Below are 15,385 nucleotides of genomic sequence, written 5' to 3' on the forward strand. Positions count from 1 at the left end.
AGAACCATCCGAATGGCTTTTGAACTAAGTGAGACGCCGCCAAAGCAGCAACTGGATCCTGGCCAACCGACAACTAAAACCAAGACCTTCTATCGACCGGAGTTGGATGCCCTTCGCTTCTTCGCATTCCTGCTGGTCTTCATTTACCACGTCGGCCCCGCTCGTTTCAGCGGCCGCCGTATTGGCGGAATCACTGTAAACAGCGTTCTGTACCCATTGACCCACTGCCTGGCGGATGGCGTATGTCTATTTTTCCTGCTGAGTGCATATCTCATTACGACTCTCATGATTCGGGAGCGTTCCGTGACAGGCACTCTGGACTTAGCAAGCTTCTATCGTCGTCGGATCCTGCGTATCTGGCCCCTGTATTTCTTTGCGCTTGCATTGACATTTATCGTCTCCACAGTCGTGAGAGGGTTTCCTGGGGCAGCCCCGATAGCAGCCTATGTTCTTTTGGCAGGCAATCTAAACAACGTTTTCCATATCCACGCCGATATCGGACCGCTCAAGATTTTTCACTTTTGGAGCATTTCTGTGGAGGAGCAGTTCTATCTTATGTTTCCCATGATCGCGCGGAGCATCAAGCTGCGCTGGCTTCCTGGCGTTTTTGTCTCCATTTTAGTCGTGATGATCGCCACGGTGACCTACGCGTCCCACTTGGACGAGGGCAGGGAAACACTCTGGTACAACAGCGGAGTTCAATTCATCATGTTTGGCGCCGGGATCATGGTAGCGTACCTGTTTTCCGATCGCCCTCTACCACGGCTGAATTACGGCACACGCTTTTCAATGTTCGCGGCGGGAAGCGGTGTGTGTTTCAGCTCGGAATACCTCTTCACATTTAGAGGTCCTGTCCCAACCATTGCTGGTTACCTCATGGTGATGCTAGGGTGCTCGCTGGTCCTCGTAGCAACTCTCGGATTTTCGGGCCACGTTCCTCGCTCCCTCGTCTATCTTGGAAAAATAAGCTACGGCCTCTACGTCTTTCATATCTGGGGGCTTTCGTTTGCGGCTTATATCCTTTCCGCCCTCCTCAAATCTGCCGCCGCTTCACCGAGTGTGTCCGTGGCTAAAGATGTATTCGGCCTGGCTCTGACGATTGCGATGGCAGCCATCTCCTACCGGTGGTTGGAGGCGCCCTTCCTGCGCTTGAAGCGACACTTCGAAGTCGTCAAGACGAGACCTGTTTAGTCTGCCTGAAGCTCTTTCTTGGTCAAATAATCATCTTCAACACGCTGCCGGAGACGTATTCGTCTCCGGCGTTGTCACCACAACTTTCCAGCCTTTCTGGCGCTTTGGATTGGCGAAGCGGGGCATTCCCCGCAAGCCAAGACAAGCGCCGTTTAGTCGGGTTGCTGCAGCGTGAAGATGAAGGGGACTATCTAGGTTGTCGTCAACAAGGTGATGAGTTCATCGACTCGATGGACGAATACGGAGACCGAAAAGCTTCGTCCGCGAAGAAAGGCCCTTTCTTGGATGGCATTGCGGCGTACCGGCGAGTCGAGCATTTCATCGATCGCGACGGCGAGTGCGGCGGAATCTCGGCGAGGCACGAGCAGGCCGTCTTCGCCGGAGTGGATGATCTCTGCAGGGCCGCCAGCGTTGCTGGCGATGACGACTTTGCCCATCCCCATGGCTTCGACGACGGCCATCCCAAACGGCTCTTCGCTCGTGACAGGGTGAACGATCACATCGGCTGCAGCCTGCCAGACAGGAACCTGCTCTGGCGGAAGTTGGCCGACCAGTAAGAGGCGGTCGCCCAAGGGACTATGGGCGGCAAGTCCGCGCAACTCCTCGGCGTAGGCCAGGTCGCGTGGATGTGGTCCGCCCACGATGAAGAAGTGTGCCGAAGGTCTGGTAAAGGCGAGCCTGTCGGCTGCCTGAATGAAGATATGGGCTCCCTTCCAACGTTCCCAACGGGCGACCATGCCGACAATTGGGATGTCTGTGGCAAGCCCGAGTTGGCTGCGAGCCTCGGCTTTATCCATCGGCGTATCGCTTGGAAAGGTGACACCGGGGTAGCAGACTTCGGTGCGACGGGCCGGTTTGAGCTTATCCTGCGCCTCCTTGCCGGCGTTGGAGCAGCAGAGGATGCCGGCCGTGGGTATGCGCGTGATGATGCGGTCGATGCGTGTTCCCCACGTGATCCCATGATGAAACCATATTGCTCTTGCTCCCCGGAGATACGCGGCTGGACCCGCATAAAGGTGAGCTTTTGGCATCCAAGAGAAGACGGTTGCCAGCTTCTCTTCAGCAATCCATCGGCTCAGGTTCTTGATGGTTGCAAGATAATTGAACGGATCGGTGAGGCGCGTGGTGGGAAAGACCCTGGCGCTATAACCTATACTTTTAACTTTGCTGACGAGTGGACCATCTTCCAAGAATGCGCAGACGAAGTGATGCTGGTCGCTGCGATGGCGTAGAAGATTCATCAGGAGTGCTTCCGCCCCACCCCGTTGCTGTCCGAGAGGCATCACCAAACCCACTCGTTTTTTGATCTCATTCTCCATAGGAAAAATCCAGCTAATTCATCAAAGTCTTGCGCTGTGCCTAGTCCCTAATCATTGGCTCGCGCGCTTTTTGTGACCGCGAATGCAGTCGCCTGGCGTCGCCCGCTGCGAGCTGCGCGCGCAATGTTGCGACGCTTCCGATTGGAGCCGAATTGGGCGAGGAATTCACGGAGTAACCCGGGGCGGCCTTCATTTCCGATCCATTGCGCCCACCACAGAGCTAAGGTCCGGCGAACTCCCAGCTTCATGTACTGCGAGAGCGACCAGTACATGTTGAACGACGCATTCTCAAGCGCTTCATACTCACCCCCTTCCCGCTTATCAATACCAAACCGAACGGAAGGGTAGTGATCCACGATCACCGTGCAATCATAGAACAGCCTGAGACCTCTGGCCCTCAACGCCAAGCAGAAGCCCAGCTCGTTATTCACCTGGGCGCCTTTCCCGCGCAGGAACGTATCGAACTCCAAGCCGCGCACAGCGGCCTTGCGGTAAGCCATGTTGACTCCTTTAAGGAAGTCTACAAACTGTTGAGTATGGACCGCGAGATGATGGTTTCCGATTAGACGGCCGAACCACTGTACCTGCCCAACCGTGGTCCTGTTCCCCTCTAAAATCCCGTCGGGCGTATGTACGATATCCAGGCCGCCAACTCCTGCAAGGGTATCGTCCTCGACAAAATGCTTGTGAATGCGGGCGAGCCAGTCGCTTCTCGGGACGGCATCATCATCCGTGATAGCCAGGATTTCACCGCTCGCGGCACTCAACCCGGCGTTCAAGGCTGCGACTTGGCCTGGTACGGTCGTCTCCACTAAACGCACTCCTAGTTGCGGTGCTCGGGCGCTGAAAAATGAATGTGTTTGGTCATCGGAGTCTCTGACAATGACGAGAATTTCGTCTGCTGGCAGCTGCTGGGCAGCGAGACCTTGCAGGCAGCGCGCCAGATCCGCAGTGCGACGATATGTTGGAACGATGACGGAGATTCTCATGACATTAATCCAAGGCCCAAGTTCTGAGATTGTGGCCCAAGTGAGAGCCCATAAGGAGCGATATCTGCCTTGAAAAGCGCCTTGGTCTCCTTCCAGATGATGAGCACCTTGAGTTCGAACCGGAATTCACTTGGAAGGTGAGCCTGATTGGAGATGGCGGTAAGACTTGCATCTTCGCCTGCAGCATTCGCTGGAGCAAACTTGGCATCTATCTCCTTGCGTCTCAAGCCATGTATGGATTGGCGGGTTTCTGTATTCTAGCAGTACGACAGATCAGAGCTAGGTTGATTGGTGTTGGGCAGCTGCGCTTAGACAAATGCGCCAGTGTCCGTTCACTCAGAAGTTCCGCAGGCCTTCGCGGCAGAATGCGTCAAACAGGGGTGCACGTGAGAATCGCCATCATTGCTCATCTTTTCGGTTATCGCGATGGACAGGGTCGAGTCAATTTAGAAGTTGCACAGGCAGTGCTCGAGGCTGGCCACGAACTTACGATGGTCGGCCATGAGTGTTCTGAGAAGTTGTCGAGTCACCCCAACGCCATCTTCGTGAAGATTCAAGAGAGCTCGATTCCCACTCAATTTATGCGGAACTGGATGTTCGCTATAAGAAGCGCACGCTGGCTCAGGAAGAATAGAACAAGGTTTGACGTGGTCCAGGCGAATGGCTTCGTTACGTTTGAAGCGGTCGACGTTGTTGCCGCGCACTTTGTGCACAGCAGCTGGTACAAGCACCCGAGTTATCCATTCCATATGCCCACGGCGCGCCCTTACGTGATTTATCAGAATTTCTTCACATGGTTCAATGCCCGTGTTGAGCGATCTGTTTATGCTCGAGCGAAAGCGGTTGTAGCGGTGTCACGGCGCACTGGCCGCGAAGTTCAGGATCTTGGGATTGACGCTGACAAGATTCACGTGATCTACAACGGTGTCGACACTGAGGTCTTTCATCGTGGAAAGGGTGATCGAACTCATTTTGGCCTACCCGAACAAGGCAATTATGGTCTGTTCGTGGGGGACATACGGACCCCGCGGAAGAACCTGGAAACTGTTCTCCGGGCCATGCCCGAGCTACCACCTTTGAGTCTTGCAATTGCGGGAGATCCGGCCGGTAGCCCCTACCCTGCTTTGGCGCGGGAATTGGGAATCGCCGACCGTGTCTTTTTTTTAGGGAAGACCTCGGAAGTGGCACTTCTTATGCGTTCCGTTGATATGTTTGTCTTTCCTTCGCGCTACGAGGCCCACCCCCTGGTGCTGATGGAAGCGCTCGCTTCTGGATTGCCCGTCATCGCGTCGGCCTTCATCGCTGAAGGGGAAGACTTCGTCGATGCCTGCCTGTTGCTGCCGGATCCAAATGATGCGGGTGCATTGGCGAAACAAATCACGCAGCTTTTAGAATCGCCCGCGCTACGCGAAGAACTCAGTGGCATCGCCTTGGCACAGGCGCAGCAGATGAACTGGGCGGTGACAACGCGCAAATATCTCAATCTATATGAGGCGCTCGCAAAGTCGTCCTGAGTTTCTCAGCCGTGGAGTAAGGACGAACTTTGTCACGGGGCCAATTGGCTCGCTAATCGATCCATGGCTAGAGTCTGCTCCTGTGTCCAGGCGCCGTTGGCAAGGAACTTCAGATTGGAGCTAATCCGTTCGGGAGTGGACGCGCGAAAGATGACGCCCCCCCCAGGATTGGAGGAGAGAGACCACTGCAGCAATGCCATGTAAAGAGCTGGCGTCGAGGTAAGGTCGAAGCCCACCAGGTTATTCCATTTTGTGGCGAGAGACGGATCCGCTTTGAGTCGATTCCGAATCGCCTCAGCAGCACTGAGCGCACCGTGTGTGATCGTCATGCTTGTTCCGGCCGGAGGAATTGCTTGGAAGGATTGAAGATTATTTTCGAGGAGATTGCTATTGAACTGCGCGATGGGTAGGAACTCAGGCCTTTCTTTCGCGATCCGCTCCATCTTGGCGTAGTTACTGCCGACTCCATAGGCCCTGATCTTGCCTCGTTTCACGGCCTCGTTCAGGAACTCAAAGAGCTCGGGAGTGCAATCGTCCGCGAATGCTTCGTGCAGGAGGAAGAAGTCGATGTAGTCCGTCTTCAGGCTCTTGAGACTTGTGTCAAGGCTGCTCTGCGCCGTGAGAACATCAAATTTCCCTGCCTGCGTGAGTTTTTTCACATTCCTGCGTACCAGCCGACGGACCAACGAAGAAGACCGCATGATGCTTCGCACCACCTGAATAGGGCCTTTCATCTTGGCGACGTTACCAGCTGGCATGAGCCCAAACTTGGTTGTGAGGGTGATCTTATCTCGCTTGCCGGCCTGGAATTCGCCCACAAGCACTTCAGCATCGCCGTAGTTGTAGACACGCGCTACGTCAAAATGGGTAATGCCAGAGGCGTAGGCAGCTTCCAGAAGCTGCGAGCCTTCTGCGCGCGACTTCTCTCCGAGCAGGTTACTGCAACCGAATCCGATGAAGGCCTTGGCCGTCGCGGGCGGTAACTGAGTTTTGGTGCCTGGATCCGTCATGGCTCTGCTCACTCCCCGGGGACAGTCTCGATTTGTTGCGGGTTCATCTAGTCGCTATTCAGTTGTGCCTTGATATCGTCTGCGATGCGAAGGCAGAGGGCTAATACGGTGAGAGTGGGATTCGAGAAGCCGCCGGTAGGAAACACTGAACTGCTTCCAATGTAGAGGTTTGTATATCCGTGAACGCGACATCTTGCGTCGACCACACTTGTGGTGGGGTCGGTGCCCATGCGGGTAGTGCCCATGTGGTGGTTGGCATCGACATAGCCGCCGTGCTGGCCTTCGTTGCGACCGAGAATCTGCACTGCGTCGGGATCCACTTCAGCGATTCTTAGGCGTTTCCACTCGGAGGCGAGATCCCGGACAAAGGAGAGGATGGACTGCGAGTCCTCGGGAGTGAGCCGCCAATCCAGCCTAGTTCGTGGCAGACCCAACACATCGACCTCTTCCCCGAGCGTAATGCGGCTGGAGGGGTTGGGTTGCTGCTCCCCGCCAACGCCGAGATGTGGCAGCGTGCTTCCAACGGAGGCGGGCTGTCGGCGAACATATCGGCGAAAGGCCGCACCTGCAACGACATCGGGACGAGCCATGACGCGTGCTAAGGCGCGCACAAACGGGCCAGCCTGGCGTTGACGTGCGCCCTTGAGTACATCTCTTGCTGCCTTGAGGGGATCGTCGTCCCCGATGGGATAGTAGACCTCGCTGCCCACATGGAGGATCTGGTTTCTTTTCTGAAAGTCGGCACTTGCAGCTAGTTTGACGCTGTATTTAATCCCACTGTGGCGGATGGAATCGTAGAGGGAGTGAAATCTTGCCGAGTCGAGCGGCTTGATTGGAATTGCGACTCCAGGATGGTCCTGGAAGAATCGTCCGACCACATCGTGACGGTTGCCAATGCCGGTCTTCTCTAGGGCGTTAGACAACAGCAGCAGCCTGGCACTCTCGATTCCGCCGCAGCAAACGATGAAGTGTTTCGCACGTACAGAGACGGGGTGGCCAGTCAGCCCACGGGCTTGCACCTCATCAAGTCTCGTTGCCCTGTCATTCGCAGCCAGGCTGGTTACGTTTGCATGCATGACGAGGGTGATATTGGAAGCGCTGGCCAATATCTCACGATACTTTTGCGAGAAGTTAGGAACGCTGGTGAATTGTGAGTAGTACGTGACTATATTGTCCACGTCATAGGCTGGGGGCGTGGAAAGAAACGGCGGCCAGGAGGATTGTTCGTTCATGGCATGCGGAATCTGCATGACCTGTTCAGCGCGCGCGTAAAAGGGATCGAGGGTGGCCCGATCGATGGGCCATCCGCTGTAGGGAACCCATGAGCGCTTGGCGAAATCGATGTCAAAGAGGCGAAGCGCCTGCCCCGCCCATAAGGTGGTTGCCCCCCCCAGCACGCGCACGCGGCCTTCGTGAATGCCTCCATGCTTCAGGCCCACGACAGCGCTTTGATACGGGTCTTGGCTGGATTTTTCGAACAGCTTGCCGCCGGCTTCAAGAACAAGAACACGGTGCGCGGAGCCGACGAACTCGCGGGCAATGGTGATTCCTGCTGCACCGCTGCCGATGATACAGATGTCGGTCTCTAGGCGGGTACCTTGTTCATACTCGCGTATATCCACAATCATACCGGGGAGAGCCTCATTGCGCTTATATCACAGGAGGAACGTCTCTCCGAAGATCAAGGCGACGGGGATGACATGGTAAAATTGATCAAACATCTCAAAACTTGCGCTTAAACTCGGGGTAGGTCATAGGAATATGCCGCAACTTAGCCGCAAGTACTTCCCGGCGTTGGATGGACTGAGAACGGTCTGCGTTTCGCTGGTGATCTTCGATCATCTCGGGCACATACCGTACCCGCTGAACAAGTTGCCTGGGTGGCTTGGTGTCGATATTTTCTTTCTGATTAGTGGATTTCTGATCACAACGCTCCTGTTTCGCGAGGAGAGCGTGAAGCAGAAGGTCGACCTGTATGCGTTTTATGTACGCCGCTTTTTCCGCATCGTTCCCCTGTATTTCTTCGTTCTGTCCGTCTATGTTGTTCGGGCACTGAGAAATCCTCGCGACTGGGCACTGATGCGTCATCTGTTGGTCTATTACCTGACCATGTCGATGGACATCCTGTCAGCCCATATCGATGTTTACGGAAACTATATTGGGGTGAACAAGCCGCCATTTGGTGCATCCTGGTCGCTTGGAGTGGAGGAGAAGTTTTACCTGCTTTGGCCGCTGCTGTTCTTCGTCCTGCTGCCCAAAAAGACTCGGCTATTTGCCGTTCCGGTGTTGATGGCGCTTGCTGCGTTCCTGCCATTCCGGCTGTTTCGCTCCTATTTCGGCCTGCTGGTGGGATGTCTGCTTGCGATCGCTCTTGCCAGTGCAAAATCGGACCGGGTCAAGAGATGGTGGGCGGGAATACCGGCTATCGTAGTCGTGAGTCTCGTTGCGATTGGGTTCTACCTGGTAAATCTCGATATGAGATTCGTATTTCTTTTTCCTTTCCTGGGCGCGCTCCTACTGTCGCATCTTCTGCTTGCGGAGAGTTGGCTGGTTAAGTTGTTAAGTAGCAGTATCTTCGTCTGGATCGGACAACGCTCCTACTCCATGTATCTGATCCACATGATGCTTATCGATTCAGTAGAGCACTTCCTGCCTCACGAGACCGTGATGGGGACGCTGATTGTTACTGTTCTAGCGGTAACGGTCACGGCGCTTGCCGCCGATGTCCTCTATCGCTTGGTGGAAGGGCCCACCCGCCAGTTTGGGAAGAGACTGCTCGCAAGGTCGAGGCACACGAGCAGCAGCCTCAATCCGACCGAAAGTAAGGGTGGCCCACTCGGCGGCGTAGCAAGTTAGATCCTCAAGCAGCCGTGAGTTACGAAGTGTCGAGTCTGGTTTGCGCTTACGGCTTTGTGTTCTTGATGCAAGGAACATATCATTGCACCGCACGCATACCATCTAGCATCAACCACTCAACTCTGTGCACCGCCGCAAGTTCTAACCGCGAGGAAAACTCCTTTGAAATTGCTAGTTATCAGTCACGCGTGTGTCCTTCCCATCAATCAGAATTTCTTCGCGATGGTCCAGGAACTCAGTGGATGGTCCGTCTCGCTTGTGGTGCCGGCGCTCTGGCGCAACGAATACACCAGTGATATTCCCCCGCAGCGCAGTGAGCCCTTCAAGGGCACGCTCCGCGAAGTTCCGGCATGGCGGCGCGGCAGCGTTCCTGCCCATGTCTATAAGACATTCTTCGCCGGCATCCTTCGGGAAGAAAAGCCCGACGTCATCTACGTCCATCATGAGCCCTACGGCTTCGCCACCTTCCAAGTTTATCTTGCCAACGCGCTGGGTCGGAACGTTCCGATCGGCTTCTACGCGGCTCAGAATATCTCCAAGCAGTATCCAGCACCCATTGCTCAGCTTGAGCGCGCCGTTCTTGCGCGGTCTTCCTTCTGTTTTCCTGTAACCGAGGGTGCTCTCGACGTGCTGAGAGCCAAGGGATACCGCAGCCTCGCTGAGGTGCTTCCCCTTGCCGTGGACAGCCATATCTATCACCAAAAGCAGGAGGCAGCCAGTCAGATCCGCGAGCGCCTCGGCGTCCCCGCAGATGAATTTGTGATCGGCTATATCGGCCGCCTGGTCCGGGAGAAAGGACTTCTCACCCTTCTTCATGCCCTTGCCGAAATGCGTGACCGCGCCTGGCGATGCGTCCTCGTGGGATCCGGCGACCTAGAGCCAGAGTTACGCGCCGAGATTCAGCGCCTGGAACTTGGCGAGCGCGTCACTCTCACCGGTTACGTGCCTCACGCCGAAGCGCCTGAATGGTTATCCTTCTTTGATGTTCTCGTGCTTCCTTCCGAGACTCAGGGCAACTGGAAGGAGCAGTTCGGCCGTGTGCTCGTCGAGGCCAACGCATGCCGCACCGCAGTCATCGGCACCGAGTGCGGCGAAATCCCGACGGTCATCGGCAAGACCTGCGGAGGCTTGGTCGTACCCGAAAAAAATGCCGGCCAACTCGCGCTCAGCTTGCTTGAGTTGCTCGAGAATCCCGTAACACGTCTGCAACTCGCCGAGCAGGGACGCCAGTCGGTGTTGCGCGACTACGAGCAATCGCACCTTGCCTCGAAGTTCGTAACCGTCATCCAGCAATCCGTCCAGAGGAAGATCATTTCGTAGCATCAAGCCTCGCTCTGTTAAGGAAGAGACCAAAACCCGTCACTACGCCGCGCTTGGCCTGCTGAAGCCATCCATTCCACTCGCGATCAAGCTCCTTCCGAGTGACTCTTCCAGACTATGCATCATCAACGCTCACTGGTTTTAGAAGTATTTTCTTTAATCGGAAGTCTTGTTTATTCAAATGACTCTGGTATCCTCCGTACATGAAGAGGGCCGTTGTTACAGGGATAACAGGGCAGGATGGAGCCTATCTCGCTCATTTTCTGCTTGGTGCTGGTTACGAAGTCTACGGAACCTTCCGGCGGTGTAGCAGCGTAAACCTTTGGCGTATCCAAGAGCTCGGCGCAGAGTTCCATCCCAACCTTCATCTCGTCGAATATGACCTGACCGATACCTCCACCAGCATCCGGCTTCTGCAAAAATCTGAGCCCGAAGAGGTCTACAACCTCGCCGCGCAGAGCTTCGTTGGCGTCTCGTTCGATCAGCCGATCACCACTGGAAAGACAACCGGCCTCGGCGCTCTCAACCTTCTCGAAGCCATCCGCATTGTGAACCCCAAGATCAGGTTTTACCAAGCCTCCACCTCAGAGATGTTTGGTAAAGTGCAGGCAATTCCTCAAAGTGAAACGACCCCCTTCTATCCTCGCAGTCCCTATGGCGTGGCCAAGCTTTTCGCTCACTGGTCAACCGTGAATTACCGTGAATCCTACGGACTGTTTGCCACGAGCGGGATCCTGTTCAACCATGAGTCCCCCCTTCGCGGGCGTGAGTTCGTCACTCGCAAGATCACCGATTCAGTCGCCAAGATCCAGCTCGGACTTCTGAATGTGCTCGAACTTGGAAACCTCGATGCGAAACGCGATTGGGGCTTTGCCAAGGAGTACGTCGAAGGAATGTGGCGCATGCTGCAAATTGATACGCCTGATACCTTCGTCCTGGCGACCAATCGCATGCAGTCCGTGCGCGAGTTCGTTGTACTTGCCTTCAAATCCATCGGGGTGAGCCTCGAGTGGAGCGGCTCGGCAGAGAGCGAGAAGGCTGTCGACACCGCGACCGGCAAGACCATCGTCCAGGTCAATCCCAAGTTCTACCGACCCGCTGAAGTCGAGTTACTCATCGGCGATCCCTCCAAGGCCAAGTCTGTTCTGGGCTGGGAGGCAAAGACGACACTCGAAGAGCTTTGCCAATTGATGGTCGCCGCCGATCTTCAACGCAACGCCAAAGGTCATACGTCCTGATGAGTAGCGCCAGCGTAGTCCTGCTTACTGGAAGCCGCGGGTTCACGGGGAGGTATGTACGCGAAGCGCTGGTTCAGACAGGTTATCAAGTCACCGGCTTGGTGCCGGACACGCCCGGCCCGGGAGAGGTCCATGGTGACATCTCCGATCCGGCCTCCTTGCGCGAAGCAATGTCCAGGGTCCGGCCTCAATTTGTCATCCACCTCGCTGCAATCGCATTCGTCGGCCATAGGGATCCTTGGGATTTTTATCGGATTAATCTTTTCGGAACGCTCAATCTCCTAGAAGCCTTGACGCAAAACGGTGTTAAACCAGAGAAGGTCATCCTGGCCAGCAGTTCCAATGTTTATGGGATCACTCCGCTGCCTTTCGTCGGCGAGGACTTTCCCCCTGCTCCCGTCAACCACTACGCAACCAGCAAATTGGCCATGGAACACATGTCCCGCACATGGCTGGACCGGCTCCCGCTCGTGTTCACCCGGCCCTTCAACTACACCGGTCCCGGGCAGAGCGAGGACTTCGTCATTCCCAAGATCGCAAGCCACTTCGCTCACAAGAAGTCGGAAATTCGACTTGGTAATCTCGACATCGAGCGCGAATTCAACGACGTCCGCATGGTAGCCCAGGCCTATCGCGCTTTGCTGGAGACCGCTCCGTCGGGAACTACGGTCAACATCTGCACCGGGGTTGGGCATCGCCTGTTGGATATCTTGCAACTCGCCTCCCGGATCTCTGGGCACAAGCTGCAAGTTGAGGTAGATCCAGCCTGGGTTCGTCCCAACGAACTCCCTTCGTTGGTCGGCAATCCGGGGCACCTCAAGCAGCTCATCCCCGATCTGCCAAGCTTCACCATCGAGCAAACTCTGACTAACATGATCGAATCCCTGCAAGTGAAAACCTTAGCCTGAATCGGTTCCCGATACTCTCGTAGACATACTCATCTCTAATGGATCTAAAAACACCGACTATTAAATAATAGTTAAAAGCTGTAAAACCATGAACGATGGATAACGGGATATTTCACAAGGCACGTGCCTCTCGAATCCTACACAAGAGGCGTTGTTTGTTGGTTTGTTTGGTCGACCGACATTAGGAACGATAGGTCCCAAGAACCACCGCTTGACTGGTGAACACGCTTGCGTTGTCACAGAATGGCACCTTGGGTCTGCCGCGACCGAGCTTCATCCGGTCTAGCGTGCGCACCGCATCGTCTCCCTTTTGAAGGTCCAGATAGTTCCCAGAGTCGCTCACCTCCAGGCGCATGTGACAAAGCAAGTTTTTGTTTTCTTGCCTATTGTTGGCGTAAATTGGTGAAGTTGCTATAACAAGTGAAAGACTAATCATTGCGGTGCGGCGCAAAATTGCCACCGCTAAGCTCCACTTTTCGTGTCCAGATGCAGGTCGGTTTTACGAACTCGTTCACAAGCAGTAGATCCGAGGAATTGAGAGCAATGGCGCTTCCTATTGACACCCCTAAACACCAGAACCTTATTTATGACGTTGGGCTGCACAAAGGCGAGGACGCAGAATTCTATTTACGCAAGGGCTTTCGCGTTGTCGCATTTGAAGCAGATCCAGACCTAATCGCGTCTTGCAAGAGAAGGCTCAAAGAATTTGTGGATAATGGGCAATTGACAATTGTTGAAGGAGCTATAGTAGACCTCGATATCATCGAGGCCGGCCAACAAACAGTTCGGTTCTACAAAAATCGTGATGTTTCTGTCTTGGGAACGGTTTCTTCCCACTGGGCAGAGCGTAATGCGCGGCGCGGAATGTCGAGTAGCATTATTGAAGTCGATGCGATTAATTTTGCGGATGCAATAAGAGAGCACGGCGTGCCGTACTTTATGAAGGTTGATATCGAAGGTTGCGACGAAGTTTGCGTAAACGCATTTAGTGGTTTCGAAAAACGACCAACTTACATTTCTATCGAATCAGATAAGACGAGCTTTGAGAACATCGAGCGCGAAATTGACCTTTTCAGCAAGCTAGGTTACACCTCTTTTCAGGCTGTAGAGCAGTCAAGAGTACATCTGTCTCAGGCTCCGGATCCACCAAGAGAAGGTCAGTACGTAGCTCAACGGTTCGAGACAGGATCCTCGGGGTTGTTTGGATCAGAACTTGAGGGTAAATGGAAGTCCAGGCATGATATCCTCCGCCAATATCGTCTTATTCGCCTAGGCTACTTTCTGGTTGGCGATGACGGAATCTTGTTGATCAAGTGGAGATTTCGAGGAGCTGGTCTGCTCAATAAAGCGATGCGTCGCTTTGTTCGTCTCATTGTTGGTTTCTTTGTTGGTCTCTTTACACGCGGAGCGGTGCCGGGGTGGTATGACACTCATGCACGCCACTCTTGCGCAGATATTTCGAATGTAATGCTTTCGCGAGAAGACTCCTAACGAATCGATCTCCTTCAAAGATGTTGATATCAAAAATCAACGACGCCGCCGTCCATTAGCATGGGACTGCGCTACCATAGGTTTTATTATCCTGGTTTCGTGTTAATCTGCGAGACCTCTAGTACTACAGTTGTAGAATATAAAAATAGAGATCCTACAACTGAAGACAAGCGACAGAGGTGCCATACGCTCGCGCTTGGGGGAACCTATGGCAACCACACAGCTTCGAACGCTTCAAATGGGCAATGACTGGTTTGGGGAGCGTCAAGGCGGCTTGAACCGCGTCTACTCCGAACTTTTGAGGCATTTGCCGGACATCGGCGTCCAGGTGCAGGGCCTCGTCGTAGGAAGTGAGCGCGTCGCCCAGGCCACCGGCGGTGTCATCACCTCCTTCGCTCTTGCCAAGGCGCCCTTGACCTCACGGCTTTATCATGGCCGCCAGGCCGCGCTGCGCATTTTGCGTGAGCAGAAGCCCGACATGATCGTCTCTCACTTTGCCCTCTATACCTTTGCCTTCGCCGACCATCTGCGGTCCACGCCGACCGTCGTTCACTTCCAGGGTCCATGGGCAGCTGAGGCTGGTGTGGAAGGACAATCCTCGCTCGCGTTTAAGATGCAGTCGTTCATGGAGCGCACCGTCTATCAGCGCGCCCGCCGCATCATCGTTCTCTCCCACGCCTTCCAGGAAGAGCTGGTCAGGCGCTACGGCGTCGCCGAGGAGATCGTGCGCGTGGTTCCGGCAGGTGTTGATCTCCATGTCTTCAACGACTCCCTCACACGCGTCCAGGCGCGCGAACGCCTCGGCTGGCCGACCGATCGCCCCATCATCCTGGCAGTGCGCAGACAAGTGCGCAGAATGGGTCTTGAGAACCTGGTCGAAGCCACTCTCGAAATCCGCAAGCGTGTCCCGGAGGTCCTGGTTCTGCTCGGTGGAACAGGTCCTCTGATGGCGGAGCTACGCGAGCGTATCGAGGTCGCTGGATTGCAGAACAATGTGCGCCAGCTTGGCCGCATTGAAGACGCCGACCTGCCCATCGCCTATCGCGCCGCTGACCTCACCGTCGTTCCCACACAGGCGCTCGAAGGTTTCGGCATGATAACTCTCGAATCCCTCGCCTCGGGCACTCCCGTGCTGGTCACACCCGTTGGCGGCTTGCCAGAGGTGGTCAGGCCCTTCGCGCCTGAGTGTGTCTTCGACGGCATGACCACTCCCACCATGGCCGAGACCATCGGCGACTTTCTCACCGGAGTGCGAACCCTGCCCAGCAGCGATGCCTGCCGACGCTACGCTGTGACCAACTACTCTTGGCCTCTCATCGCTGAGAGGGTGAAACAGGTCTACGCGCAGGGACTGGCGTGAAGATCCTATTCGTTGACCAATCCGGTCATCGCCGCGACATTCCTGCCCTCATGCGCATGGTCGACACGGTTGTTCACTCCTCGACCTCGCCGGAGCCCTTCGGGCGCGTCGTCCGGTGATCGCGACACATGCTGGGGGCGTGGTCGAGATAATCGAGGATCAACAAACGGTTGCTAGTGACACCCGGAT

Annotated in this window: 14 protein-coding genes; 9 read left to right on the top strand and 5 right to left on the bottom strand. The window is 55.1% G+C overall.

Annotated features, from left to right (window positions below; all coding sequences use genetic code 11):
* Positions 1-12 precede the first annotated feature (12 nt).
* On the top strand, positions 13-1,191 hold the full coding sequence (locus RBB82_RS24825; protein ID WP_433975799.1) for an acyltransferase family protein: 1,179 nt from the start codon (positions 13-15) through the stop codon (positions 1,189-1,191).
* Between the two features lie 191 nt (positions 1,192-1,382).
* Here RBB82_RS24825 and RBB82_RS24830 read toward each other — a convergent pair whose 3' ends face one another.
* On the bottom strand, positions 1,383-2,510 hold the full coding sequence (locus RBB82_RS24830; RefSeq protein WP_433975801.1) for a glycosyltransferase family 4 protein: 1,128 nt from the start codon (positions 2,508-2,510) through the stop codon (positions 1,383-1,385).
* 47 nt (positions 2,511-2,557) lie between these two features.
* Positions 2,558-3,499: a glycosyltransferase family 2 protein gene (locus RBB82_RS24835; RefSeq protein WP_433975802.1), complete on the bottom strand. Its 942-nt coding sequence runs from the start codon at positions 3,497-3,499 to the stop codon at positions 2,558-2,560.
* Between the two features lie 386 nt (positions 3,500-3,885).
* Here RBB82_RS24835 and RBB82_RS24840 point away from each other — a divergent pair, with 386 nt between their 5' ends.
* Positions 3,886-5,013, top strand: a complete 1,128-nt coding sequence (locus tag RBB82_RS24840; protein WP_433975803.1) for a glycosyltransferase family 4 protein — start codon at positions 3,886-3,888, stop codon at positions 5,011-5,013.
* A gap of 32 nt (positions 5,014-5,045) precedes the next feature.
* On the opposite strand, the gene RBB82_RS24845 is transcribed toward RBB82_RS24840, so the two are convergent.
* A complete protein-coding gene (locus RBB82_RS24845) occupies positions 5,046-6,023 on the bottom strand; it encodes an aldo/keto reductase (protein ID WP_433975804.1) in 978 nt (325 codons plus the stop codon).
* Between the two features lie 47 nt (positions 6,024-6,070).
* Positions 6,071-7,651, bottom strand: coding sequence for an FAD-dependent oxidoreductase (locus RBB82_RS24850; protein ID WP_433975805.1), 1,581 nt, complete (start codon positions 7,649-7,651; stop codon positions 6,071-6,073).
* A 133-nt stretch (positions 7,652-7,784) separates the two neighbouring features.
* On the opposite strand from RBB82_RS24850, the gene RBB82_RS24855 reads away from it, so the two are divergent.
* The 4 genes from RBB82_RS24855 to RBB82_RS24870 all read left to right on the top strand — a co-directional run bounded on the left by RBB82_RS24855 (position 7,785) and on the right by RBB82_RS24870 (position 12,345).
* Entirely contained in the window at positions 7,785-8,879 is a 1,095-nt protein-coding gene (locus tag RBB82_RS24855) for an acyltransferase family protein (protein WP_433975806.1), read from the top strand.
* A 162-nt stretch (positions 8,880-9,041) separates the two neighbouring features.
* Positions 9,042-10,199 (top strand): glycosyltransferase, encoded by a 1,158-nt coding sequence (locus RBB82_RS24860; RefSeq protein ID WP_433975807.1) that lies wholly within the window; start codon positions 9,042-9,044, stop codon positions 10,197-10,199.
* Positions 10,200-10,402: 203 nt separating this feature from the next.
* A complete protein-coding gene (gmd, locus tag RBB82_RS24865) occupies positions 10,403-11,437 on the top strand; it encodes a GDP-mannose 4,6-dehydratase (RefSeq protein ID WP_433975808.1) in 1,035 nt (344 codons plus the stop codon).
* The gene (locus tag RBB82_RS24870; RefSeq protein ID WP_433975809.1) at positions 11,437-12,345 is read left to right on the top strand and encodes an NAD-dependent epimerase/dehydratase family protein; all 909 of its coding nucleotides are present in this window, start codon (positions 11,437-11,439) and stop codon (positions 12,343-12,345) included. Before gmd ends, RBB82_RS24870 begins: the two co-directional genes overlap by 1 nt.
* Before the next feature lie 181 nt (positions 12,346-12,526).
* Here the strand turns inward: RBB82_RS24870 and RBB82_RS24875 are convergent, their stop codons facing one another.
* Entirely contained in the window at positions 12,527-12,805 is a 279-nt protein-coding gene (locus RBB82_RS24875) for a hypothetical protein (protein ID WP_433975810.1), read from the bottom strand.
* Between the two features lie 83 nt (positions 12,806-12,888).
* On the opposite strand from RBB82_RS24875, the gene RBB82_RS24880 reads away from it, so the two are divergent.
* The 3 genes from RBB82_RS24880 to RBB82_RS24890 all read left to right on the top strand — a co-directional run bounded on the left by RBB82_RS24880 (position 12,889) and on the right by RBB82_RS24890 (position 15,315).
* A complete protein-coding gene (locus tag RBB82_RS24880) occupies positions 12,889-13,836 on the top strand; it encodes an FkbM family methyltransferase (protein WP_433975811.1) in 948 nt (315 codons plus the stop codon).
* 208 nt (positions 13,837-14,044) lie between these two features.
* Positions 14,045-15,196, top strand: coding sequence for a glycosyltransferase family 4 protein (locus RBB82_RS24885; RefSeq protein WP_433975812.1), 1,152 nt, complete (start codon positions 14,045-14,047; stop codon positions 15,194-15,196).
* The gene (locus RBB82_RS24890) at positions 15,193-15,315 is read left to right on the top strand and encodes a hypothetical protein (RefSeq protein WP_433975813.1); all 123 of its coding nucleotides are present in this window, start codon (positions 15,193-15,195) and stop codon (positions 15,313-15,315) included. The genes RBB82_RS24885 and RBB82_RS24890 overlap by 4 nt, the downstream gene beginning before the upstream one ends.
* Positions 15,316-15,385 lie beyond the last annotated feature (70 nt).

This window comes from Tunturiibacter lichenicola, assembly GCF_051013355.1.
GTDB classification, from domain to species: domain Bacteria; phylum Acidobacteriota; class Terriglobia; order Terriglobales; family Acidobacteriaceae; genus Edaphobacter; species Edaphobacter lichenicola_F.